This window comes from Streptomyces uncialis (assembly GCF_001905345.1).
GTDB lineage: Bacteria > Actinomycetota > Actinomycetes > Streptomycetales > Streptomycetaceae > Streptomyces > Streptomyces uncialis.
The window spans coordinates 498318-519360 of the sequence record NZ_LFBV01000004.1 but is presented as its reverse complement, the minus strand read 5'-3'; the positions used below and the strand labels follow the sequence as shown (position 1 = coordinate 519360).

Genomic DNA, 21043 nt, shown 5'->3' with positions numbered 1-21043 from the left:
ACCGCCGAGACCGCCCGGACCGAGGACGCACGGTCCCGGCGGGGCCGCGGCCGCCGCCCCTCACCACCCATCAGAGAGTCGAGAGAGGTCCCCATGACCACACCGCTTCCGCAGGTCGCCTGGATCGGCCTCGGCATCATGGGCTCCCCCATGTCCGAGAACCTGATCAAATCCGGTTACCGGGTCACCGGCCACACCCTCGAACAGGCCAAGCTGGACCGGCTGACCGCGGCCGGGGGCACCGCCGCCGCCTCGGTGGCACAGGCCGTGGCGCAGGCCGACATCATCGTCACGATGGTGCCCGCCTCCCCGCAGGTCGAGGCCATCGCCTACGGCCCGGAAGGCATCCTGGCGCACGCCCGGCCCGGCGCCCTGCTCATCGACATGTCCTCGATCACCCCGCGGACCTCCGTGGAACTGGCCGCGGCCGGTGCGGAACGGGGGCTGCGGGTCCTCGACGCCCCGGTGTCGGGTGGTGAGGCGGGGGCCGTCGAGGCCACCCTGTCCATCATGGCGGGCGGCGAGGCGGCCGACTTCGAGGCCGCGAAGCCGCTGTTCGACGCGCTGGGCACCACGGTCGTCCACTGCGGGCCGCACGGCTCGGGCCAGACGGTGAAGGCGGCCAACCAGCTCATCGTCGCCGTCAACATCCAGGCGTGCGCGGAGGCCGTGGTCTTCCTGGAGAAGTCCGGCGTCGACCTGGGCGCCGCGCTGGACGTGCTGAACGGCGGGCTCGCCGGTTCGACCGTACTGACCCGCAAGCGCGACAACTTCCTCACCCGCGACTTCGCCCCGGGCTTCCGTATCGACCTGCACCACAAGGACCTGGGAATCGTCACCGACGCGGCCCGGACCGTCGGGGCGGCGCTGCCGCTCGGGGCGGTCGTGGCCCAACTCGTGGCGTCCCTGCGGGCGCAGGGCGACGGCGGACTCGACCACTCGGCACTGCTGCGCTCGGTGGAACGGCTCTCCGGCACACAGGTCTGACGCCCCCGGGGGTCAGGACACCTCCGAGGGCCTGATACCTCCGAAGGTGCCTGACGCCTCCGGAGGCGTCAGGCACCTTCGGAGGTCCGGCCCGACGGCCCCGTGCGGGGCGCCCGGCACCCTCGTCCGCTCCCGGGTGTCCCGCACGGTCCCTCGTCCGGCGGGGGCTTCATCCTTCCGGGCCGTGGCGGCGCCGACATCTGTCCTGTCGCGCCCAGGTGCCGCCACGGCCCGGGACCTGAACGCGGTCCCCGCCGGACCGCACGGCAGCCCGTGCACCGGGACGACACCTCCCCCTTGGTGTCGCCCCCCGGTGCACGGGCTGCCGCGTTCCCTACTCCGCTTCCCGGCCGCCCGTGTCGGCGGTGCGGCCGACCAGCCGTTCGTACCGCTGTCTGGCGGCCTGCGGGGTACCGAGGCCGAGGCCGAACGCGATCTCGGGCCAGGTCATCCCCCGTCCACGCGCCATCTGGAGCAGCCCGGTCTCCAGTTCGTCCATCTCCCCGCGCACCCGTGGCACCAGGCTCAGGGCGGCGGTGATGTCGGCCCGGTCCACCTCCGGCTCACCGTCGTCGAGCCGCGCGGCCCCGCTGAGCAGGAACGACACCAGCCGGACCGCTTCGTGCGGAGCGAGCACGGAGGGGTGGATCTGCCGCAGCCGCTGCTCGTCGGTGGCCGCGTGCCGCTCCGCGATACGGAACAGCGAGGCATGGACGCGATGCGCCCGCGCCTGGTCCGGGTGCGGAGGGGTGAAGGGGTCGGCGGGCGGGTCGGAACCGGGCCGACCGGACGCCGCCGGGCCGGAGGCCGCCTGCTCGGAGGCCACGCGGCCGGGGCCGGTCTCTTCGGGAGTGGTCTGTTCGGGTGTCGCTGCCATCCGGCCAGCATGGCCGACAGCACGACATACAGTCAACTCTTCATTGTGAACACTTCGTTCATCACGAGAAGCGCACCCTGGAGCCCCGGAGCGTCGACCCCGCTCCGCGACCGCCGCACACCCAGCCGGACACCCCGGCCGGGACATGACCGGCCGGGGCACCCGGGGATCGCGGGGCATCCGGGGACGCTCAGGGGCACCCCGCGATCGCAGGGCACCCCGGGATCGCGCGGGGGCATCCCCCACCCCTCACCCCGTCAGGGCTTCAGCGGGGTGAGGGAAGTCGGCGCGTGCCACGACTCCGTGGCGATGTCCTCGAACTCCGTGACATCGCTGATGTCGGCCGTCCGGCTCATGGCGATGTTCGTGATCCGCTCCAGGATCACCTCGACCACCACCGGCACCCGGAACTCCGCCGCCAGCTTGCGGGCCTGCGCGAACGCCGCGCCCAGCTCCGCCGGGTCCGTCACCCGCAGGGCCTTGCAGCCGAGGCCCTCCGCGACCTTCACATGGTCGACCCCGTACACGCCCAGCTCGGGCGAGTTGATGTTCTCGAACTCCAGGTTCACCTGGAAGTCGATGCCCAGCCCGAGCTGGGCCTGGCGGATCAGACCGAGATACGCGTTGTTGACCAGGACATGGACGTACGGGATGCGGTGCTGGGCGCCGACGGCCAGTTCCTCGATCATGAACTGGAAGTCGTAGTCACCGGAGAGCGCGACCACCGGGTTGAGCGGGTCGGCGGTGGCGACCCCGAGTGCCGCGGGGATGGTCCAGCCCAGCGGGCCGGCCTGTCCGCAGTTGATCCAGTGCCGGGGGCGGAAGACATGGAGCATCTGCGCGCCCGCGATCTGCGAGAGGCCGATGGTGGTGACGTACCGGGTGTCCGGCCCGAACGCCTTGTTCATCTCCTCGTAGACCCGCTGGGGCTTGATGGGGATGTCGTCGAAGTGGGTGCGGCGCTGGAGGGTGGCCCTGCGCTCACCCACGGAGGCGACCCACTCGGCGCGGTCGGGCAGCTCGCCCGCGTCTCGCAGTTCACGCGCGGCGGCGACGAACAGCTCCAGGGCGGCCTTCGCGTCGGAGGCGATGCCGTAGTCCGGGGCGAAGATCCGCCCGATCTGGGTCGGCTCGATGTCGACGTGCACGAAGGTACGGCCCTCGGTGTAGACGTCCATCCGGTAGCCGGTGTGCCGGTTGGCCCAGCGGTTGCCGATACCGAGGACGAAGTCCGACGCCAGGAACGTCGCGTTGCCGTGGCGGTGCGAGGTCTGGAGGCCGACCATCCCGGCGTTCAGCTCATGGTCGTCGGCGATGGCCCCCCACCCCATCAGGGTCGGCACGACAGGAGTCCCCGTCAGCTCCGCGAACTCCACCAGCAGTTCGGCGGCGTCGGCGTTGATGACACCGCCGCCCGCGACGATCAGCGGGCGCTCGGACGCCAGCAGGTAGGAGAGGGCCTTGTCGATCTGGGCGCGGGTCGCGGCGGGCCGGTGGACGGGCAGCGGGGTGTAGGTCTCCGGGTCGAACTCGATCTCGGTGAGCTGCACATCGATCGGCAGATCGATCAGGACCGGCCCCGGGCGCCCGGACCGCATCAGATGGAACGCCTGCTGGAAGACGCCCGGGACCTGCGCCGCCTCCAGGACGGTCATCGCCATCTTGGTGACGGGACGGGCGATCGAGGCGATGTCCACCGCCTGGAAGTCCTCCTTGTGGAGCACCGCGGTGGGCGCCTGTCCGGTGATGCACAGGATCGGGATCGAGTCACCGGTGGCGGAGTACAGCCCGGTGATCATGTCGGTGCCGGCCGGGCCCGACGTACCGATGCACACGCCGATGTTGCCGGGGTGGGTGCGGGTGTAGCCCTCCGCCATGTGCGAGGCGCCCTCGACATGGCGGGCGAGGGTGTGCCCGATGCCGCCACCCTCCTTGAGCGCCTTGTAGAAGGGGTTGATGGCCGCTCCCGGCACACCGAACGCGTGGCTGACGCCCTCGCGCTTGAGGATCTCGACTGCCGCGCGGGCAGCGGTCATACGAGCCATGGGGTGCTCCTGCTGATCTCGACTGGTCTCGGCCGGGAGTCCGGCTCGCCGTCGCGCCCCGCGACGAGCGGTCTCCGTCCAACTCCGCGCGTGCGTACGCGCCCTCACCGCCGCGGTCCGCGCACCTGACGTGCACTTTCCGCATTACGGAAACTTTATTCTGCTATACGGAAGCAATGTAGGCAGGTGGGCCGGGCAGCGTCAAGGGCGGGGCGCACGGGACGTCCGGGGAGCGCGCCGGCGCGCGGGCATGCCCATAGGCCGGTGGCATACGCGGGGAACGGCTGCGCGGACGGGGAGTTGTGGAGCACGATGGATGTCCTGTCCGCGGGCCGCTCCGAGCGGCGGCCGGGGCGGGGTCCCGTCCACGGACCACCGAGCCGAGTCCTGGAGAGGTCATGGCCGAGAGCGTGCCGGTGCGATGCCCGGTCTGCCGCCGCGATCATCAGTTCACCGCGACCGCCTACCCCTGTCCGTGCGGGGAGCCCGTCGCTCCCCCGCTGGACCCGGGCGGCGCACCCGAGGAGGTGACCGACCGGGCGTGGTCGGCGGACTGGGTGACCGTCCCCTGCCGGGCGTGCGCCCGCGCGGACGACTGGCCCCGGCCCGAACTCGGCTGCCCCTGCGGGGCGGTGCTGCGGATACCGCTGCGCGTCCTCGGGCAGGGCGCGCCGCCTGTGGCCGCACCCTCGGTCCGCCCCGCCCATATCCCGCTGCCCGCGACGGCGCCGGCGCCCCGGCCCGCGTTCCGTCCGATGGCGATCCGTACCGCGCGGGACGCCGTGACGGCCACGGCGCTGTATCTGCGCTGGCTGGGGTTCCGGGAGATCCGGCGGGCCGCCTGGCCGGTGCCGTCCGGGGTGGGGCTCGCGGCCGAGGGGCTGTTCGCGGTCGTCGAGCCGACGGTGCGGGTCACGTCGGTCCGGGACGTGGAGTGCTTATGGCTGACCGCGCTGAGCGAGTCCGTGACCTGCGTCTACGTCACCCTCGCCGGATACGGGGACGGCGCCCGGGAGCGGGCCGACTCGCTGGGCGTCCCGCTGTTCGTGGTGGACCTCGCGGGGGTGCCGCAGCCGGCGAACGGGGCGGGCGAGGAACTGGTGGTCGGCGGGGCGTAGCCCGCCGCGGGGGAACGCGTAGCCCGCCGTAGAGAAAGGAAGGGGTGTCCGGGCCCCGCGCCGACACGGGGCCCGGACGTCTCAGTCCGCGTATCTCTCGCGGAGTTCGATCTTGCGGACCTTGCCGCTGACCGTCATGGGGAAGGCGTCGAGGAGTCGCAGCCTGCTGGGGATCTTGTAGTGGGCGAGCCGGTCGTGGCAGTACGCCCGCAGCTCGTCCAGGGTGACGGGGTCGTCCGGGTCACGGGGGATGACACAGGCCAGGACCTCCTCCCCGTACCGTTCGTCGGGCACGCCGACGACCTGCACATCGGCGATCTTCGGATGGAGGTGGAGGAACTCCTCGATCTCCCGGGGGTAGATGTTCTCGCCACCGCGGATGATCATGTCCTTGATCCGGCCGACGATCTCCACATAGCCGTCCTCGCGCATCACCGCGAGGTCACCCGTGTGCATCCACCGTGCCGGGTCGACGGCCTCCGCGGTCCGTTCGGGCTCGTCCCAGTAGCCGAGCATCACGCCGTAGCCCCGGGTGCACAGCTCACCGGCGGTGCCGCGCGGCAGGGTCGTCCCGTCGACCGGGTCGACGACCTTCACCTCGGTGTGCGGCAGGACCCGGCCCACCGTGGCGGTGCGGCGTTCGAGGTCGTCGTCGCGGCGGGTCTGCGCGGAGACCGGGGAGGTCTCCGTCATGCCGTAGCAGATCGACACCTCGGCCATGTTCATCTCCGACATGACCCGCTTCATCACCTCGGCCGGACACGTCGAGCCCGCCATGATCCCGGTGCGCAGCGACGACAGGTCGTACATGGCGAAGTCACGGAGGTTCAGCTCGGCGATGAACATCGTCGGTACGCCGTACAGGGCGGTGCAGCGTTCCTGTTCGACGGCCTGGAGGGTGGCGACGGGGTCGAAGGACGGGGCCGGGATCACCACACAGGCGCCGTGCGTGGTGGCCGCGAGATTGCCGAGGACCATGCCGAAGCAGTGGTAGAAGGGCACCGGCAGACAGATGCGGTCCGCCTCGGTGTAGCCGACCGTACGGCCCACCCAGTAGCCGTTGTTGAGGATGTTGTGGTGGGAGAGGGTGGCGCCCTTGGGGAAACCGGTGGTGCCGGAGGTGTACTGGATGTTCACCGGGTCGTCGCAGCTCAGTTCGGCGGCGCGGGCCGTCAGCCGGTCCTGGAGGTGCGGTGCCCCGGCGGCGAGGAGGTCCGTCCAGGAGCTCTCCCCGAAGAACGCCGTCTCGCGCAGTTCGGGACACTTCTCCCGGACCTGGCGGACCAGTACGCGGTAGTCGCTGCCGCGGTGGCCCGCCGAGGCGAGCAGGACGGACACCCCGGACTGGCGCAGCACGTACTCCAGCTCGTGCGCGCGGTAGGCCGGGTTGACGTTGACCATGATCGCGCCGAGCCGGGCGGTGGCGTACTGCACGAACATCCACTCGGGGCAGTTGACCGCCCAGATGCCGACCCGGTCCCCCTTGAGGACGCCCCTGGCGAGCAGCGCGCGGGCCACCCGGTCCACCTCGGCGCTGAAGGCCGCGTAGGTCCAGCGGCGGCCGGACTCCACGTCGACCAGGGCCTCGCGGCCGGGGAAGGCGGCGACCGCGCGGTCGAGGTTCTCGCCGATGGTGTCGCCGAGCAGCGGCACGGTGCTGGTGCCGTGGTCGTAGGACGCGGTGGGGGCGGGGGCCGCGAGGGCGCCGGGTGCGGTCATCGGTGGTCCTCCTCGCGGTACTCGGCCGACGCGTCACGGGCGGTGCGTTCCCGCAGTTCGACCCGGCGGATCTTGCCGGAGACCGTCTTCGGCAGATCCGCGAACTCCAGCCGCCGGATGCGCTTGTAGGGCGCGAGGACCCGCCGCGAGTGCTCGAACAGCAGCTTCGCGATGTCCGGGCCCGGTTCATGCCCGGCGGCCAGCACGATGTACGCCTTGGGGACGGCGAGCCGGACCGGGTCGGGCGCGGGGACGACGGCCGCCTCGGCCACCGCCTCGTGCTCCAGCAGGGCGCTCTCCAGCTCGAACGGGCTGATCTTGTAGTCGGAGGCCTTGAAGACATCGTCCCGGCGCCCGACGAAGGTGAGGTAGCCGTCGGTGTCCACGGAGCCGATGTCGCCCGTGCGGTAGTAGCCGTCCGCCATCGCCTCGGCGGTGTGTCCGGGGTCGCCGTGGTAGCCGGTCATGACACCGACGGGACGGTCCGCGAGGTCGACGGCGATCTCCCCCTCGGCGGCGCCGGGTTCCCCGGTCAGCGGGTCGAGGAGAACCACCCGGTAGCCAGGGCTCGGACGGCCCATGGAACCGGACTTCAGCGGCTGACCAGGGCTGTTGGAGACCTGGACGGCCGTCTCCGTCTGCCCGAACCCGTCCCGGACGGTCACCCCCCAGGCCTGCCGCACCCGCTCGATGACCTCCGGGTTCAGCGGCTCCCCCGCGGCGACCACCTCACGCGGCGGGGTGCGCAGCGCGCCGAGGTCGGCCTGGATGAGCATCCGCCACACCGTCGGCGGAGCGCAGAACGTGGTGACCCGCGCGCGGTCCATCGCGGCCATGAGCCGGGCCGCGTCGAAGCGGGTGTAGTTGTGCAGGAAGACGGTCGCCTCGGCGTTCCACGGGGCGAAGAGGTTCGACCAGGCGTGTTTGGCCCAGCCGGGCGACGAGATGTTCAGATGCACGTCCCCGGGCTGGATGCCGATCCAGTACATGGTGGCCAGATGGCCCACCGGGTACGACACATGGGTCTGTTCGACGAGTTTGGGCCGGGCCGTCGTCCCGGAGGTGAAGTACAGCATCAGCGGGTCGTCCGCGAGGGTCACCCCGTCGGGTACGAAGTCCTCGCGCGCGGCGGCGCTCTCCTCGTAGCGGAGCCAGCCCGCGACCGGGGCACCGACCGCGACCCGGGTGAAGCCGCCGGGCACGTCGTCGAACTTCGCGGTGTCCTCCGACCGGGCGATCACATGACGGACCGCGCCGCGCGTCACCCGGTCGCGCAGATCGGCGGGTCCGAGCAGCGGGGTGGCGGGGATGACGACGGCCCGCAGCTTCATCGCGGCGAGCGCGGTCTCCCACAGTTCCGTCTGGTTGCCGAGCATCACCAGGACCCGGTCCCCGGCGCCGACGCCCCGCGCCCGCAGCCAGTTGGCGACCTGTGCGGACCGGCGGGACATCGCGGCGAAGCCCGTCCTGCGCTCGCTGCCGTCCTCCTCGACGATGTGCAGGGCGGTCCGGTCGTTGCCCTCGGCGATCACGTCGAACCAGTCGAGCGCCCAGTTGAAGCGCTCGGGGCGCGGCCAGCGGAAACCCTCGTACGCGGTGTCACGGTCGGTGCGGTGCCGCAGCAGGAAGTCCCGCGCGGCACGGAACTCGTCGGTGGCGCTGGTCGCGTTCATACGTCCTCCTCGTCACGGCTCCACCCGGACCCTTGCCTACCATCGTGCGATCCGTGATACAGGTCTCACTACCCCCGAACGGGGGTGGTGAGCGGCGAACGGGCGGAAGGCGGGCCGGTGGCGGCGGAAACGGTCGGGACGGCCGAGATCAGGACGGCGCTGCTGCGGCTGCGCCGTACGACCGGTCTGCCGGTGGCCTTCGGCGGGCTGATCGAGAGCGGCGGGCGGCAGGTCCGCATCCAGGAGCTCTCCGGCACGTCGACGACCGCGCTGCGCGCCCTCACGGTCTCCTCGGGCAACGGCCTCGGCGGCAAGGCCCTGGCGCGGTCCCGCCCCTGCGCGGTCACCGACTACAGCTCTTCCCGGCACATCAGCCATGAGTACGACGCGCCCGTCCAGGCGGAGGGACTGCGCTCGGTGCTGGCCGTACCGATCGTGGTCCGCCGCCGGGTCCGGGGCGTGCTGTACGGGGCGCTGCGGGACGCCCAGCCGCTCGGTGACCGGACGCTGGGGGCGGCGGTCGCGGTGGCCCGCGACGTGGAACAGGCCCTGGTGGTCCGGGACGAGGCCCGTGCGCTGCTCGCCGCCACGGAGCCCCGGCCGCGGGACGGCGCGGGGATGGGCGCGGGAGCGGGCGTGGCGGTGGGCACGGCGGCGTGGGAGCAGGTCAGGGAGGCGCACGGAGTGCTGCGCGCGCTGGTGCCGCGCATCGGTGATCCCGCGCTCCGGGCCGAACTGCTGGCCGCGTGCGGTCTGCTGGCGACGGCTCCCCTGCCGGACCCGCCCGGCAGAACCGTCCGGACGGCCCCGGTGGAGCTGGCGCCGCGTGAGGTGGATGTGCTCGCGTGCGTCGCGGCGGGCGCGACGAACGCGGTGGCCGGGGAGCGGCTGGGGCTGCGGCCGGAGACGGTGAAGGCGTATCTGAGGTCGGCGATGCGCAGGCTGGGCGCGGGCACCCGGCTGGAGGCGGTGGTGGCCGCCCGGCGGGCGGGACTGCTGCCGTGACGGGGACGGTTACGGATACGGGGACGGTTACGGGTACGGGTACGGGGACGGTTACGGGTACGGGGGTGTGGGCCGTGGCCGGGGTGTGACGGGGCGGGGACGGGGCGGGGTGTGATCGGCTCGGGGCCGCGGCAGTGTCCGGGCCTGGCCTACCCATGCGGCCCAGGCCAGGCCGGGGGCTACGTCCGCCGGACGGCGCCGAAGCGGACCTCGTGGGTGACCGACGGTTCGGCGAGCAGGCGCAGCACGCGTTCGCCCTCGGCGAGGGTGGCCTCCCGCCGGCCGCGGCCGAGCGGGGCGAAGGGCTCGATCGTCAGGACGGCCGAGTCCGCGTTCTCCTCCAGCTTCCACACCCCGGCGACCAGTCCGTCGGTCATCAGTACGCGGTACGCGTAGTTTCCCTGCCAGGTGAGGCCCTTGTACTCGGCCGGCACCACCCGTGACCGGTCGGCGTGCGACAGCAGGAGGTTGTCGTACTCGGGCAGCAGCCGGGGCGGGGCCTCGGTGTCCGCGTCGGGGCGGGGCGCGTCCGGCAGGTCGAAGAGTTCGGTGCCCCGCTCGTCGCGGAAGGTCAGCAGCTCGGGTCGGAGCCGTTCGAAGACCTCCTTCAGCCGGGTGAGCCGGGCCCAGGTCTGCATGTCCTTGACGGAGGCGGGCCCGAACGCGGCCAGATAGCGGCGTACCGCGTCCTCGGCGGACGGCTCGGGATCGAGCGGGCGGCCCAGCCAGCGGTCGACGGTCGTGAGGGCGACCTGGCCGCTGCGGCGCCACAGCCCGCGCGGGGTGACCTGGACCAGCGGGAGGCGGCAGCGCGCGACGAGCGACAGCGCCAGCGGGTCGGCGTCCGGCCACTCCTTCAGCAGCACCTCGCGCAGCTGCGCCATGGTCCGGGGCTCCGACTCGACCAGGTCCCGGCTCAGTGCGACGAGCCGGTCCTGGTCGACCCCGACGAGACCGGCCCGGAAGCCGTGCAGTTCCCGTTCGAGGGCGGGCTGGACGAGGGAGCGCAGGGTCAGGGCGTCGGCGGCGGTGTGGGTGTGGATGGTGGACCGCATGGTGACGATCCGCACGGCGGCGCGGTTCTCCATCGACGCCGACAGCTCACGCGGGTCGAAGTCCTCGATCCGCGCGGCGAGTCCGTAGTAGGGAGGCTTCACGTTCTGGGCCTGGAGACCGACGAGGTGGGTGAGCGCTTCTGCCACGGTGAGGGTGCCCGGGGCGGCGGGCGCGAGCAGGTACTGACGGGCGAGGGTGGCGCGGCCGAGGGCACGGTCGCTGAGCACGGGGGCGGGGGCGGAGGCGGTGCGTCGGCCGGGGGAAGACGCGGAGGGGGTCCGGGTCCCCCGCCGGGTGGTGGCGGAACGCCCTGCCGCACCGCCCGAGGTCGCCGCCACACCTGCCGCTCCCGTACCGGCCGTGGTGTCGGGGGCCGGGTCCGGGGCCGGGTCCGGGTCCGGGTCCGGGTCCGGTCCCGTCGGGCGTCGCGCGCCGCTGTTCCTCGTCGTCGTCATATCCGCACGCTAACGCGGCTTTAGGACAGTTCCTGTCCTCGATCGCCGACTCGGGACACCTCGCACCCGGAATCGCGAACAGCCTCACCGGGGCAGGCTCCTCCTGCGCCCGGCGGCGAGGGCCGTCCTCCCGGGCGGCCCTCGGACGAGGCGGAAGCCGTCGGAGGTCAGGCCTGCTTGAGGGCCACGGCCATGCCCTGCCACTCCTCCAGCACCGTGAAGCTCCGGAACAGTGTCCGCAACGCCGTGCCGATCCGCCGGGCGGGCCCGCGCAGATTCCGGCTGGAGGCACCGAACATATCGATCAGCGCGATCACCTCCTGGAAGCCGACCGCATCGCTCCGCAGCTCGAAGGACGTCCCGGTGAGCTGGTCCAGGAGCCCGGGCATGCTGTCCGGCCATTCGTCGCGGGGTGTGTTCCCCGCCCATTCCAGACACGCGGTGAAGCCGATGGCGCCGATCCGCATACGCTCGGCGAAGCGTTCGGCCGCTGACTCCAGGTCGTGGGCCGGCCCTTCGATGGCTTTGGCCATCCGGTTGATCACCGCCAGCATCGCGCTCGTCGGGGCCCCGGGACGACCGGCCCGGACCATGTCCTCGGCCATGAGTTCCATCATCGCCTTGAGGTCCTCCATCGCGGACTCCACATCGGCCATCTCCCCGGTGATGGCCGCCAGTTGCGCCTCGGACTCCGCCACCAGATCGAACAGACCGGGGGCGTCGTCGTCGGGCTCGCCGACCGGGTCCGCCACGGCCGGTACCACCGCGCCGACAGGCAGAGCCACGCACGGCACCTCGCGCAGGGCGTCGGTCAGCAGTTCCGTGAGCTGCTGCCGGGCGGTGTCGGGGGCCGTGGAATGCGGTGGGATCTCGATGCGGGGGGTCCACCCGGCCCCGGGAAGGGCCACAGCTCCCTCGGTGAGATGGATGGTGCGGCGGCCGAGCGCGTGGCGTACCCCCAGCGCGAAGGACAGCTCCTCGTCGGCGCCGCTGAGGCTCACGACGACGATGTCCACTTCGGAGACCAGGCGCAGCAGTTGGTCCGCGGGCAGACCGGCGTCCGTCAGCTGATCGGCCTGGACGAAGGTGACACCGAGCTCTTCGCAGGTGGGGCGTACGACATCGTCGTAGAAGGTCGTGGACCGCTGCCGCTCGTCCGGGACAGGTCGGCCGGGCTCGTCCGGAACGGGTCGGCGGGAGGGAGGAACGACGGTGGCCGTCGTCCCGATGGCCAGGCAGGTAGGCATGGCGAAGCCCTTCGGATGGTTGGGGGATGTGCCCTGTGGGCGGTGATCGGTGATCGGTGACCGGTGACCGGCCGATGGGCCCGAGGTACGGGTCCGGGTACGGGTCCGGGTCAGTCGAAGAGGGTGAGCGCCGCTCCGTCGGCGATCTCGTCGGCGAAGACGGGGCGTTCGTCGACGCCCAACGCGCGCAGCAGATCCGTGGTGAGCACCCGGTGCCGGTGCCCGACCCGGAGCGTGGGGCAGGGGAACGTGCCGAGGGCGATGAGCCGGTAGGCCGTGCCGAGGCACATACCGAAAGCCCTGGCCGCTGTCCTCAGGTCGACGCTGACCGGAAGGTCGAAGATCTCACGGAAGGTGAGCGGCGTCGGGGCGGGAGCGGTCATCCGTTCCTCCCGACCCGCCGCAGGGAGAGCGTCGCGACCCGGTGGCCCCGGCCCGAGTACCGGGGGTCCGTGGCCGTCCCGGCCAGGCCCCACGCCTGGGCCAGCGCGCCGATCCGTACGCCTTCGACGCGGTGCGCGGGGACGGTGATGCGCAGCCCGGCCGGGAGTCCGGACGGACGAACGGGCGGTTCGTAGTCCGCCTGCCAGACCTCGTCCGTGCCCGTGCCGGGCGAACGCCCGCCGACGTACTCCACGTCCGCCACGGCCAGTTCGGGGCGGACCGACCGCCACGCCGTCCAGGTGCGGGAACAGGCCGACCGCAGGATATGGCCGCCCGGATCGGGGGTGTCCGCCCCGGTCTCCGCGAGGGCTTCGAGGTAGCAGGTGACGAGTTCGGCCTCGACGTCCTGTCGCTCCGCGCGGAAGGAGCGGACGATCCTGGACGCGGTGCGGCTGAGACCTGGCAGCCCCAGCCACACCACCGCCGAAGGCCAGTCGGACCGGTCGGCGTCAAGGCGCCCCCGCTCCGCGATCTGGTGCCACAGCGCGGAACGCGCCGCGGGGTCCGCGGAGCGGTCGTAGAGCGTCCGGCGGGCCAGTTGCATGGAGACCGGGACGCCCGCGGGGTCCGACCCGTCGATCAGTCGCAGCTCCGGGGCGGGATTGCGTTCGCCGTACCGCCGTTCGACGGAGGTGAAGATACCGGGGTGAGGGGGAAGGGACATCGGTTCCTCCTGATCAGTCCGTGTCCGTGTACGTGTTCGTGTCCGTGTCCGTGTCCGTGTCCGGGGTCGCGGCCCTGCCGTGCCACACCGTCAGCAGCCGCGCCGCCGTCTCCTTGCCGGGCATCGCGTCGTGGCCACGGGCGACGGCCATCAACCAGCGGAGGAATCCGGGCTGCCGGGCTTCGGTGAGAGCGTGGAGAAGTTCCTCCAGCCCCGGGTCCGGCCGCGGTGTGCCGTCCGCCTCGCGGCACCAGGAGAGAAGGACGTCACGCATGGACGCGAAGGTGGCCGCCTCGTTCAGGGCGTGTCCGGTCAGCCGGACCAGCTCCGAGGCCGCCTCGCCGCCGGTGAGCATCCGGCTGCCGCACCAGGCGGGGTCCGCCCCCGCCATCGCGGGAAAGGCGAGGGCGGCGATCAGCTCCGACATGTCGTCCGACCCGGCCCATGTCCGCATCCGCTCCAGGACGATCCCCCTGGTACGGGTGTCGCCCGTCGCGAAGCGCTGCACCAGCGCCTCCACGACCGCCAACGCGACGGTCACCTCGTCCGTGCCACCGCCCGTCGTCTCCATGAGCTGGTGCGCCAGCAGCAGGGCCTGCGCGGTCGTCACCCCGCTGTCCGAGCGGCAGGCGTACGCCACCGCCCTGCGCAGGGCGGTCTCGGGCGCGACGCTCCACCGCTCCAGCAGTTCCGCCGCCCCGGCCGCCGAGGCCGGGTCCCGCAGGGCCGTGCCCAGCCCCCGGGCGGCGACCTCGACGGCCGCGGGCCACGGGGCCGACGCCACACCCGGCAGCAGGTCCAGCGTCCGGCCGTCGGTCCCCGCGGCCATGGCCGCGACGGCCCGGCCGGCCCGTTCGACCTGGTCCGGCCGGTCGCCGGTGCGGGCGAGCCAGGTGTGCAGCAGGGGCAGCAGTTCTCCGTGCTCGCGGCACAGGACCCGCCACACGGCGTCGCCCACGGCGGGCCAGAAGAACGAGAGGGTGTCCGGGTCACCCGTCCCCGCGCGTGAGGTGCGGTGCGCCCCGAGAGTGCGCAGGGTCTCGGACAGGGGCCGCTGAGGTGCCGTGCCCTGCGGAGGCCTGTCGGGCCGAGGGGACAAGCGCGGCGCGGCGGTCTCCCGTTCCCCTCCGGACCCCGCCAGCTCCAGCAGGTCCGAGGCCCGTTCCACCACGGAGTCCCGGTCGAGCCCGCCGTAGACGCTGAGCGCGAGCAGATGGGCGAGGAGTACGGGATCTTCCTGTGCCCTGGCCACGAGGTCAGGGGCCTCGGCCCGGGCCAGGGCGTCCAGCACCTCGGCGCAGTCGGCACCTCCGGCGGCACCGAGCCGGGCCACGGCTCGCGCCACCCGCGCCGCCTGGCGGGGCGGCAGTTCCGCGGGCAGCAGCTCCTGGAAGTGGCCCGCTCCCAGGGCCCGCAGCAACCGGCCGCGCACCTCCTCGTCGGAGCAGATGTCCGCCAGGTGGGCGGCGAAGACCTGCCGTGGGTCGGGTGGCAGATGCCGGACGACCGGTGTACCCAGGCGGTTCGCGAGGTCGGACGCCAGGCCGGGCGCCTCCGCCAGCACGATCAGGAGGCGTGCCCCCGCCTCCGCCAGGGGCGCTTCCAGCCGGGACAGGTCCCAGGGGCGGAGGGCGAACGGGTCCGGAGGTTCCATCACGAGATAGCCGTGCACTCCCTGCGACCGCGGCGCCCACCGGGTGAGGTCCACGGACCCGTCCACCTGGAGGAGCACGGGATCTTCCCTGCCGTGGGCCAGCAGATTGAGGGCGTGTGTCTCACGGCCGGTCCCCGGCGCTCCGACCAGTACGGAGACTCCGGAGTCGAGTGCCGTGAGCGCGCTCTCGAACCCGGGCGGGGGCATGAAACGGCGCCGCGCCGTCCTCAGGTCCTTCGCCCGTACGGGTCCCTGCCTCGTCGTTCCGGCGGCAGGGCCGCCACCCATCGCGGCGGTGACCGTCTGCCGTTGGCCGCCTGTCACCACACCGGTGTTGACCGTGCCGTGGGGAGCGAGAACCACCATGTTCCGCTCGGGGGGCAGGGCCGCGACGAGGGCGTCAAGGCCGTCGCCCGGAGGCATGTCAGAGATCATGACCGGCTCCGGCGGCACGGTGACCGGGGAATTCGACGGTCGTGACGTGCTGACCGCCGTGGACGGTGCCGGTGTTGATGATTCCCCGCTCGGCGTTCAGCACCGTGGTCGGCACGGGTTCGGCCGCTTCGACGCCGTCCCGCGTCTCCCGGTGGTCGGTCACCTCCTCCGACGCCGACGCCGCCGCCGCCCGGGGGCGGTGGTTCCGGGGCTGATGCTTGTGCTGGTGCAAGGTGATGACCTCGTCCGCCTGGGGCGCTTCCGCTTCTCGCATGTCGTCCTTTCGAAGCGTTCGGTTGGCCGGGGATTGCTCATGCGCTGTTTCCCGACGACTTGAGATTCGCGGATTCCCGGGTGCCCGTCCGCTTCCGTGGTGCGTACGGAAGGTGTCTGCGGTCACATGCGCGGACGGCACGTAAATCAGCGCGCGAAAGGACGGGCGTGCCACTCCGAGGCAACACGCCAGTCCACTTGTTCGCACATCTCCCGCGCTCCGTACGCCACATCGGATACCTGGCGTCCGCATGCGGATATCCGGTCGACCGCGCACGGGGTCGCCGCGGGACGCGGGGAACTCGTCCCGCTCCGGTCCGTCAGCCCTGACCCCGGACGATGTCGGCCGTGGTCCCCTCGACGTGGTCCCCGGCGACGTGATGGTTGCTCACGCTCTGACCGCCGTGGACCGTACCGGTGTTGATGGCGCCACGGGGAGCGCTGTTCCGCACGCGGGGGCCGCGCGGTCCGGCGCCCCCCGGCGGCCGGGTGCCCTCGCGGGCCTCGGCCTCGTCGCCGTCCGGGGCCTCTTCGTGCAGCGGCCCGGACGGCTGGGGTACGTAGACCCAGGCCCGCTGGGAGAAGGGCTTGCCGTCCACCGTCGCGGCGACCTCCACGAAGTGGTCGGGGTGACGCCCTGTGTACCCACCGGCGACGGCGTCCTCGTAGCAGCGGTCCGAGAGGATGGCCGCGACGTGCGTGATGTTCTCCTTGTGGGAGGCGAGCACCGCTTTGACGGGGCGGGAGTCGAGCAGCCGGTGCGTGTCGTTGCGTACTGTCCCGTTGCCGCCGAACTCGTCGCCGGTGTCCGGCAGCGGGCCGACGTTCAGGCTGACCCGGAGCCTGATGGGCACCACTCCGTGGGACAGCACGTTGAAGTCGGTGAGCACGTCCTGGAGGACGAGCAGCAGGGGATGGATGACGAAGGGCATCAGCGCGGTGTCGAACCCGAACACGTACCCGTCGCCGGTCGAGTTGGGGAACGCCCGGTCGTCCCAGAGTTCCTGGAGACCCGCCCGGGTCAGGGCGGCCTTGAGGAGTTCCGGGACGGCACGGCTGATGGCCTCGTGCTCGATGGCGGGATGTCCCGTGAAGCCTTTGGCGTCCACGGCCAGGACACCCCGGTAGGGGGGCAGGAGGCGGCTGCGGGTGAAGGGCGCCGCGCTCCCCCGGGGCAATTCACCGATGTGCTCGCGCATGGGGCAACTCCTCCGTGAAGCCCTGCCCGGCAGGGGCCGGACAGGGACGTGTCCGTCCGGATGGTCGTGCCACTGGAGCTTCACAGCGCGGGCGCGGACGCTCCGCTCCACGGGTGCGGACAGCCCGTGACGTGAGTCACATCACCGTCACACGCCGATGAAGCCGGCGAGCGCGGACCGCAGACCTTCCACGCTGATCACGTCGATACGGCTCTTCGTGGCGTGCACGCGGTCCGGACCGAGGCGCGCCAGCGCCTTGCTGACGGAGTTGCGGCCGACCCCGATGTGCTGGGCCAGCTCCTCCCGCGTGAGGGAGAAGGAACGCGTCCCCCCGGAGACCTCGACCAGCCGGAGCAGCGCCATGGCCAGGCGTTCGTGCACGGAACCGTCGCCCACCTCGGTCTGCTCCCGCAACCGGCTGGAGGCCAGCCGGGCGAGGGGATACGCCAGTCGGTGCCGGAGAACGAGGCGGTGGAAGTCCTCGGCGGGCACCACGGATGCCGTGCATCCGCTCATCGTCCGCACATCGGCGAGCCGTCGGCCGCCGTCCTGGAGTGCCATCTCGCCCAGGATCTCCCCCGGCCCGCGGAAGGCGAGCAGTCGCTGCCGACCGTCGCGGTCCGTGCGGACCACCTTCACCATCCCACCGGTCAGGGCGAGCACATGGGTGCCCTCGGTCCCCTGCCGCAACAGGGTCAGGTCGGCCGCGTAGGTCCGGGACGGGTAACGGGTCAGCCCGTCCCACGCCTCCGCCGGCAACAGATCCCGCAAGGCTCGCGCCGAGCCGACATATTGTTCGCTCATGCGAATATGTTAGACACACTCTCCTCGCAGGAGAAGGAATTTGGCCCTTTGAACTCGTGTACTAATGCTACGCAGTAAAGTCCGGAAGCACTCATACGGCCTCCCCGACCCCACGGACCAATCGGCCGCGTTCCGGGCGGAGTTCACCGCCGGGGCCGGCGCCGCACCCCGGTACCCGGACGGCCGGCCGCGCGGGGCGAGCCGTCGCCGTCGAACGTGCCCGTCGGTGGCCCGTAGAATCGACGCCTGTGGCCGACACCCAGTACGAAGACCTGTTGCGGCTGGTGCTCACCTCCGGGACCCCCAAATCCGACCGGACGGGCACCGGCACCCGAAGTGTCTTCGGACACCAGCTGCGTTACGACCTCTCGCGGGGATTCCCGCTGATCACCACCAAGAAGGTGCATCTGCGGTCCATCGTGTACGAACTGCTGTGGTTCCTCCGCGGCGAGACGAACGTCGGCTGGCTCCGTGAGCACGGCGTCACCATCTGGGACGAATGGGCCGGACCGGACGGCGAGCTCGGCCCGGTCTACGGCGCCCAGTGGCGCTCCTGGCCCACGCCGGACGGCAGGCACATCGACCAGATCACCGAGGTCCTGGACACACTGCGCCGCGATCCGGACTCCCGCCGGATGATCGTCTCCGCGTGGAACGTCGCCGAGCTGGACAGGATGGCGCTCGCGCCGTGTCACGCCTTCTTCCAGTTCCATGTCGCCGACGGCAAGCTCTCCTGCCAGCTGTACCAGCGCAGCGCGGACCTGTTCCTCGGCGTTCCGTTCAACATCGCCAGTTACGCCCTGCTCACGCACATGGTGGCGCGGCAGACCGGCCTCGAACCGGGCGACTTCATCTGGACCGGCGGCGACTGCCATATCTACGACAACCACGTCGAGCAGGTGACGGAGCAGCTGTCGCGCACCCCGTTCGACTTCCCGGCGCTGCGGCTGCGTCCGGCGGACTCGCTCTTCGACCACACGTACGCCGATGTGGAGGTGCTCGACTACCGGCACCACCCGGCCATCAAGGCCCCGGTGGCGGTGTGAACGTCGGACTGATCTGGGCGCAGACCGTCGACGGGGTGATCGGCGCGGACAACACGATCCCGTGGCGGGTGCCCGAGGACATGGCGCATTTCAAGGCGACCACCCTCGGCCGTCCCGTGGTGATGGGGCGCAGGACCTGGGATTCGCTGCCGCCGCGGTTCCGCCCGCTGCCCGGCCGGCGCAATGTCGTGGCGACCCGTGATCCGGGATGGACGGCCCGGGGCGCCGAGCGCGCCGGGTCCGTCGTGGAGGCGCTGGAACGCGCGGCCGAGCCGCTGGACGGGACGGCCCCTGACACGGTGTGGGTGATCGGGGGCGGGGAGATCTACCGGGCCGCTCTGGGCCATGCGACAAGGCTCTCGGTGACCGAGATCGACTCGCCGGTGAAGGGGGACACCTACGCCCCGGTGCCGGACCCGGCGTGGCGGGTCGCACAGGACACGGGCTGGCTGTCCTCGACGTCGGGGCCGCGCTACCGCATCCGCGAGTACATCCGCTGACCAGGGGTCCGCCCGGCACGGTCGGCGAGGGCCGACGGCGGTCCTGATCGCGGGAAGCCCACGTCCGGTCCCGGGAAGCCCACGTCCGGTCCTGGAGCGCCCGCGTCCGATCGCGGAAAGCCCGGGTCCTCGGACCCGGGCGGTGTGCCGGTGCCCCTGCGGGCGGGGAACGCTCCCCCGCCGTGGGCACCTCCGCCGGAAGGCCGACGGGTGCGTGCCGCCCCGCACCGGTGGGTGCGGGACGGCACGGCATCAGATCAGACCGGTACGACGTTCTCCGCCTGCGGACCCTTCGGGCCCTGGGTGACGTCGTAGCTGACCTGCTGGTTCTCCTCCAGCGACCGGAAGCCGGCAGCGTTGATGGCGGAGTAGTGGACGAAGACGTCCGGGCCGCCGCCGTCCTGGGCGATGAAGCCGAAGCCCTTTTCGGCGTTGAACCACTTAACGGAACCGGTGGCCATATTGTCCCCTTGTCCAGGGTTGCGGGGCACTGGCTTGTCAATGCCCCTGGGGTGAGGTGATCGCCCTGGTCCTCGGGCACTGCTGCACAGCACAGCGCCCACGGGCGAACCGCGGGCGCTGACTTCGAACCACGACTACTGACGAGAAAGTTAGCCGATCCGCGATCGCCTGGCTACACGGCGCAGCAGCAGAGCGCGTTCCCGCCCAGCTCAGCGGCCGGATTTGCTCTCCACGACGGTCATCAGCGGGCTGACGCCGAAACGATCGTCCGACGTCCCTTTCGTGTACGACGGCCCCCTTCGCCGCCTTCCGCCCGCGCGGTCGCGGCCCTGTCACACGGTGATCACCGCCTTGCCCAGGAGTTCGCGGGACTCGATCGCCCGGTGCGCCGAGGCCGCCTGGTCGAGGGGAAAGGTGGCGCCTATCACAGGGCGGAGGGCACCCTTGGCCACCTCTTCGAGGGCGCGCGCCACGAGCCGGGCGCGCTCGTCGGCGGGCAGCTGGACGTCCGCGATGCCGAACAGGCGGATGCCGCGGGCCGCGGCGGCGTCCGGGTCCACCTCGCTGAAGCCGCCCGACGGGGCCCCGTGGGCGGAGAACCGGCCGCCGTTCGCGACCAAGGGGAACGCGGCGGCGCCGGTCGCGCCGCCCACTCCGTCCAGGACGACGTCCGCTCCCGTCCCGCCGAGTGCCGCGCGGGCCTGCTCCACCCAGTCGGGACGGCTCGCGTCGACGACCGCGTCGGCGCCCAGTTCCCGTACCAGTGCGATCTTGCGGTCGCCGCGCGCCGTGCCGACGACCCGTGCGCCCGCCGCCTTCGCGAGCTGTACGAGCACGGTGCCCATACCGCCGGACGCACCGAGGACCAGTACTCGCTCGCCGGGCCGCAGGTCCGTGGCGCGCAGCAGCGTGAGGGCCGTCACACCGTCGTGGACGAGGGCCGCCGCGTCGGTGAGGGAGACCTGGTCCGGTACGGCGGTGAGCGCCCCGACGGGGACCGCGACCAGTTCCGCGTACCCGCCGGACAGGTCGAGGGAGGCGGCGACCCTGCGGCCGGTCCAGTCCGGGTCCACACCGTCACCGAGGGCGCGGACGGTACCGGCGACGCCGCTGCCGGGGACGTAGGGCGGAGCGATCGGGAAGTAGTCGCGGCCCCACCCGGCGCGTATCTGGGTCTCCACGACGAGGGTGTCCACCGCCTCGACGGCGACCAGTACCTCGCCCGGGCCCGCCACCGGGTCGGGCAGCCGCACCGGTACCAGGACGTGCGGGTCACCGAACTCGATCACCTGTGTCGCGCGCATGCCGCCCACTCCTCCGCTCGGACCCCGGACCGTGCCGGGGTGGCCTTGGCCCCCGGACTTCCCGGGGGCCGCTGCG

Annotated in this window: 19 protein-coding genes; 5 read left to right on the top strand and 14 right to left on the bottom strand. The window is 72.3% G+C overall.

Annotated features, from left to right (window positions below):
* The first annotated feature begins 93 nt into the window (after positions 1–93).
* Positions 94–987, top strand: coding sequence for a 2-hydroxy-3-oxopropionate reductase (locus tag AB852_RS19345; protein WP_073789984.1), 894 nt, complete (start codon positions 94–96; stop codon positions 985–987).
* A 334-nt stretch (positions 988–1321) separates the two neighbouring features.
* Here AB852_RS19345 and AB852_RS19340 read toward each other — a convergent pair whose 3' ends face one another.
* Complete coding sequence (locus AB852_RS19340; RefSeq protein WP_245876835.1) at positions 1322–1864, bottom strand: DNA-binding protein; 543 nt, start codon at positions 1862–1864, stop codon at positions 1322–1324.
* 257 nt (positions 1865–2121) lie between these two features.
* Complete coding sequence (gcl, locus tag AB852_RS19335) at positions 2122–3909, bottom strand: glyoxylate carboligase (protein ID WP_073789982.1); 1788 nt, start codon at positions 3907–3909, stop codon at positions 2122–2124.
* Positions 3910–4307: 398 nt separating this feature from the next.
* Here gcl and AB852_RS19330 point away from each other — a divergent pair, with 398 nt between their 5' ends.
* Positions 4308–5027, top strand: coding sequence for a hypothetical protein (locus AB852_RS19330; protein ID WP_073789980.1), 720 nt, complete (start codon positions 4308–4310; stop codon positions 5025–5027).
* An 81-nt stretch (positions 5028–5108) separates the two neighbouring features.
* On the opposite strand, the gene AB852_RS19325 is transcribed toward AB852_RS19330, so the two are convergent.
* Positions 5109–6746, bottom strand: coding sequence for an AMP-binding protein (locus AB852_RS19325; protein WP_073789978.1), 1638 nt, complete (start codon positions 6744–6746; stop codon positions 5109–5111).
* Positions 6743–8419: an AMP-binding protein gene (locus AB852_RS19320; RefSeq protein ID WP_073789976.1), complete on the bottom strand. Its 1677-nt coding sequence runs from the start codon at positions 8417–8419 to the stop codon at positions 6743–6745. The genes AB852_RS19325 and AB852_RS19320 overlap by 4 nt, the downstream gene beginning before the upstream one ends.
* Positions 8420–8536: 117 nt before the next feature.
* On the opposite strand from AB852_RS19320, the gene AB852_RS19315 reads away from it, so the two are divergent.
* A complete protein-coding gene (locus AB852_RS19315; protein WP_073789974.1) occupies positions 8537–9424 on the top strand; it encodes a LuxR C-terminal-related transcriptional regulator in 888 nt (295 codons plus the stop codon).
* A 179-nt stretch (positions 9425–9603) separates the two neighbouring features.
* On the opposite strand, the gene AB852_RS19310 is transcribed toward AB852_RS19315, so the two are convergent.
* The 8 genes from AB852_RS19310 to AB852_RS19275 all read right to left on the bottom strand — a co-directional run bounded on the left by AB852_RS19310 (position 9604) and on the right by AB852_RS19275 (position 17655).
* On the bottom strand, positions 9604–10935 hold the full coding sequence (locus tag AB852_RS19310) for a winged helix DNA-binding domain-containing protein (RefSeq protein ID WP_079184768.1): 1332 nt from the start codon (positions 10933–10935) through the stop codon (positions 9604–9606).
* 167 nt (positions 10936–11102) lie between these two features.
* The gene (locus AB852_RS19305; RefSeq protein WP_073789972.1) at positions 11103–12182 is read right to left on the bottom strand and encodes a hypothetical protein; all 1080 of its coding nucleotides are present in this window, start codon (positions 12180–12182) and stop codon (positions 11103–11105) included.
* 110 nt (positions 12183–12292) lie between these two features.
* Positions 12293–12565: a DNA-binding protein gene (locus AB852_RS19300; protein WP_073789970.1), complete on the bottom strand. Its 273-nt coding sequence runs from the start codon at positions 12563–12565 to the stop codon at positions 12293–12295.
* Positions 12562–13290, bottom strand: coding sequence for a hypothetical protein (locus AB852_RS19295; RefSeq protein ID WP_073789967.1), 729 nt, complete (start codon positions 13288–13290; stop codon positions 12562–12564). The genes AB852_RS19300 and AB852_RS19295 overlap by 4 nt, the downstream gene beginning before the upstream one ends.
* 13 nt (positions 13291–13303) lie before the next feature.
* Positions 13304–15379: a hypothetical protein gene (locus tag AB852_RS19290; RefSeq protein WP_073789965.1), complete on the bottom strand. Its 2076-nt coding sequence runs from the start codon at positions 15377–15379 to the stop codon at positions 13304–13306.
* Entirely contained in the window at positions 15369–15653 is a 285-nt protein-coding gene (locus AB852_RS40870; protein WP_073789962.1) for a hypothetical protein, read from the bottom strand. Before AB852_RS40870 ends, AB852_RS19290 begins: the two co-directional genes overlap by 11 nt.
* Before the next feature lie 319 nt (positions 15654–15972).
* Positions 15973–16851 (bottom strand): hypothetical protein, encoded by an 879-nt coding sequence (locus AB852_RS19280; protein ID WP_073789959.1) that lies wholly within the window; start codon positions 16849–16851, stop codon positions 15973–15975.
* A gap of 147 nt (positions 16852–16998) precedes the next feature.
* Positions 16999–17655, bottom strand: coding sequence for a Crp/Fnr family transcriptional regulator (locus AB852_RS19275; RefSeq protein WP_079184767.1), 657 nt, complete (start codon positions 17653–17655; stop codon positions 16999–17001).
* 248 nt (positions 17656–17903) lie between these two features.
* On the opposite strand from AB852_RS19275, the gene AB852_RS19270 reads away from it, so the two are divergent.
* A complete protein-coding gene (locus tag AB852_RS19270; RefSeq protein ID WP_073789957.1) occupies positions 17904–18701 on the top strand; it encodes a thymidylate synthase in 798 nt (265 codons plus the stop codon).
* Complete coding sequence (locus tag AB852_RS19265) at positions 18698–19201, top strand: dihydrofolate reductase (protein ID WP_073789955.1); 504 nt, start codon at positions 18698–18700, stop codon at positions 19199–19201. Before AB852_RS19270 ends, AB852_RS19265 begins: the two co-directional genes overlap by 4 nt.
* Before the next feature lie 257 nt (positions 19202–19458).
* On the opposite strand, the gene AB852_RS19260 is transcribed toward AB852_RS19265, so the two are convergent.
* Both AB852_RS19260 and AB852_RS19255 read right to left on the bottom strand, forming a co-directional pair.
* Positions 19459–19662: a cold-shock protein gene (locus AB852_RS19260; RefSeq protein ID WP_073789952.1), complete on the bottom strand. Its 204-nt coding sequence runs from the start codon at positions 19660–19662 to the stop codon at positions 19459–19461.
* A 333-nt stretch (positions 19663–19995) separates the two neighbouring features.
* Positions 19996–20967 carry a zinc-binding dehydrogenase gene (locus AB852_RS19255; RefSeq protein WP_073789950.1) on the bottom strand — a complete coding sequence of 324 codons (972 nt, stop codon included), beginning with the start codon at positions 20965–20967 and terminating at the stop codon, positions 19996–19998.
* Positions 20968–21043 lie beyond the last annotated feature (76 nt).

What these genes read in the sequence shown, in the direction of transcription:
- AB852_RS19345 (WP_073789984.1), top strand. Translation starts at nt 94, where the DNA reads ATGACCACACCGCTTCCGCAGGTCGCCTGGATCGGCCTCGGCATCATG.
- AB852_RS19340 (WP_245876835.1), bottom strand. Translation starts at nt 1,864, where the DNA reads ATGGCAGCGACACCCGAACAGACCACTCCCGAAGAGACCGGCCCCGGC.
- gcl (WP_073789982.1), bottom strand. Translation starts at nt 3,909, where the DNA reads ATGGCTCGTATGACCGCTGCCCGCGCGGCAGTCGAGATCCTCAAGCGC.
- AB852_RS19330 (WP_073789980.1), top strand. Translation starts at nt 4,308, where the DNA reads ATGGCCGAGAGCGTGCCGGTGCGATGCCCGGTCTGCCGCCGCGATCAT.
- AB852_RS19325 (WP_073789978.1), bottom strand. Translation starts at nt 6,746, where the DNA reads ATGACCGCACCCGGCGCCCTCGCGGCCCCCGCCCCCACCGCGTCCTAC.
- AB852_RS19320 (WP_073789976.1), bottom strand. Translation starts at nt 8,419, where the DNA reads ATGAACGCGACCAGCGCCACCGACGAGTTCCGTGCCGCGCGGGACTTC.
- AB852_RS19310 (WP_079184768.1), bottom strand. Translation starts at nt 10,935, where the DNA reads ATGACGACGACGAGGAACAGCGGCGCGCGACGCCCGACGGGACCGGAC.
- AB852_RS19305 (WP_073789972.1), bottom strand. Translation starts at nt 12,182, where the DNA reads ATGCCTACCTGCCTGGCCATCGGGACGACGGCCACCGTCGTTCCTCCC.
- AB852_RS19300 (WP_073789970.1), bottom strand. Translation starts at nt 12,565, where the DNA reads ATGACCGCTCCCGCCCCGACGCCGCTCACCTTCCGTGAGATCTTCGAC.
- AB852_RS19295 (WP_073789967.1), bottom strand. Translation starts at nt 13,290, where the DNA reads ATGTCCCTTCCCCCTCACCCCGGTATCTTCACCTCCGTCGAACGGCGG.
- AB852_RS19290 (WP_073789965.1), bottom strand. Translation starts at nt 15,379, where the DNA reads ATGATCTCTGACATGCCTCCGGGCGACGGCCTTGACGCCCTCGTCGCG.
- AB852_RS40870 (WP_073789962.1), bottom strand. Translation starts at nt 15,653, where the DNA reads ATGCGAGAAGCGGAAGCGCCCCAGGCGGACGAGGTCATCACCTTGCAC.
- AB852_RS19280 (WP_073789959.1), bottom strand. Translation starts at nt 16,851, where the DNA reads ATGCGCGAGCACATCGGTGAATTGCCCCGGGGGAGCGCGGCGCCCTTC.
- AB852_RS19275 (WP_079184767.1), bottom strand. Translation starts at nt 17,655, where the DNA reads ATGAGCGAACAATATGTCGGCTCGGCGCGAGCCTTGCGGGATCTGTTG.
- AB852_RS19260 (WP_073789952.1), bottom strand. Translation starts at nt 19,662, where the DNA reads ATGGCCACCGGTTCCGTTAAGTGGTTCAACGCCGAAAAGGGCTTCGGC.
- AB852_RS19255 (WP_073789950.1), bottom strand. Translation starts at nt 20,967, where the DNA reads ATGCGCGCGACACAGGTGATCGAGTTCGGTGACCCGCACGTCCTGGTA.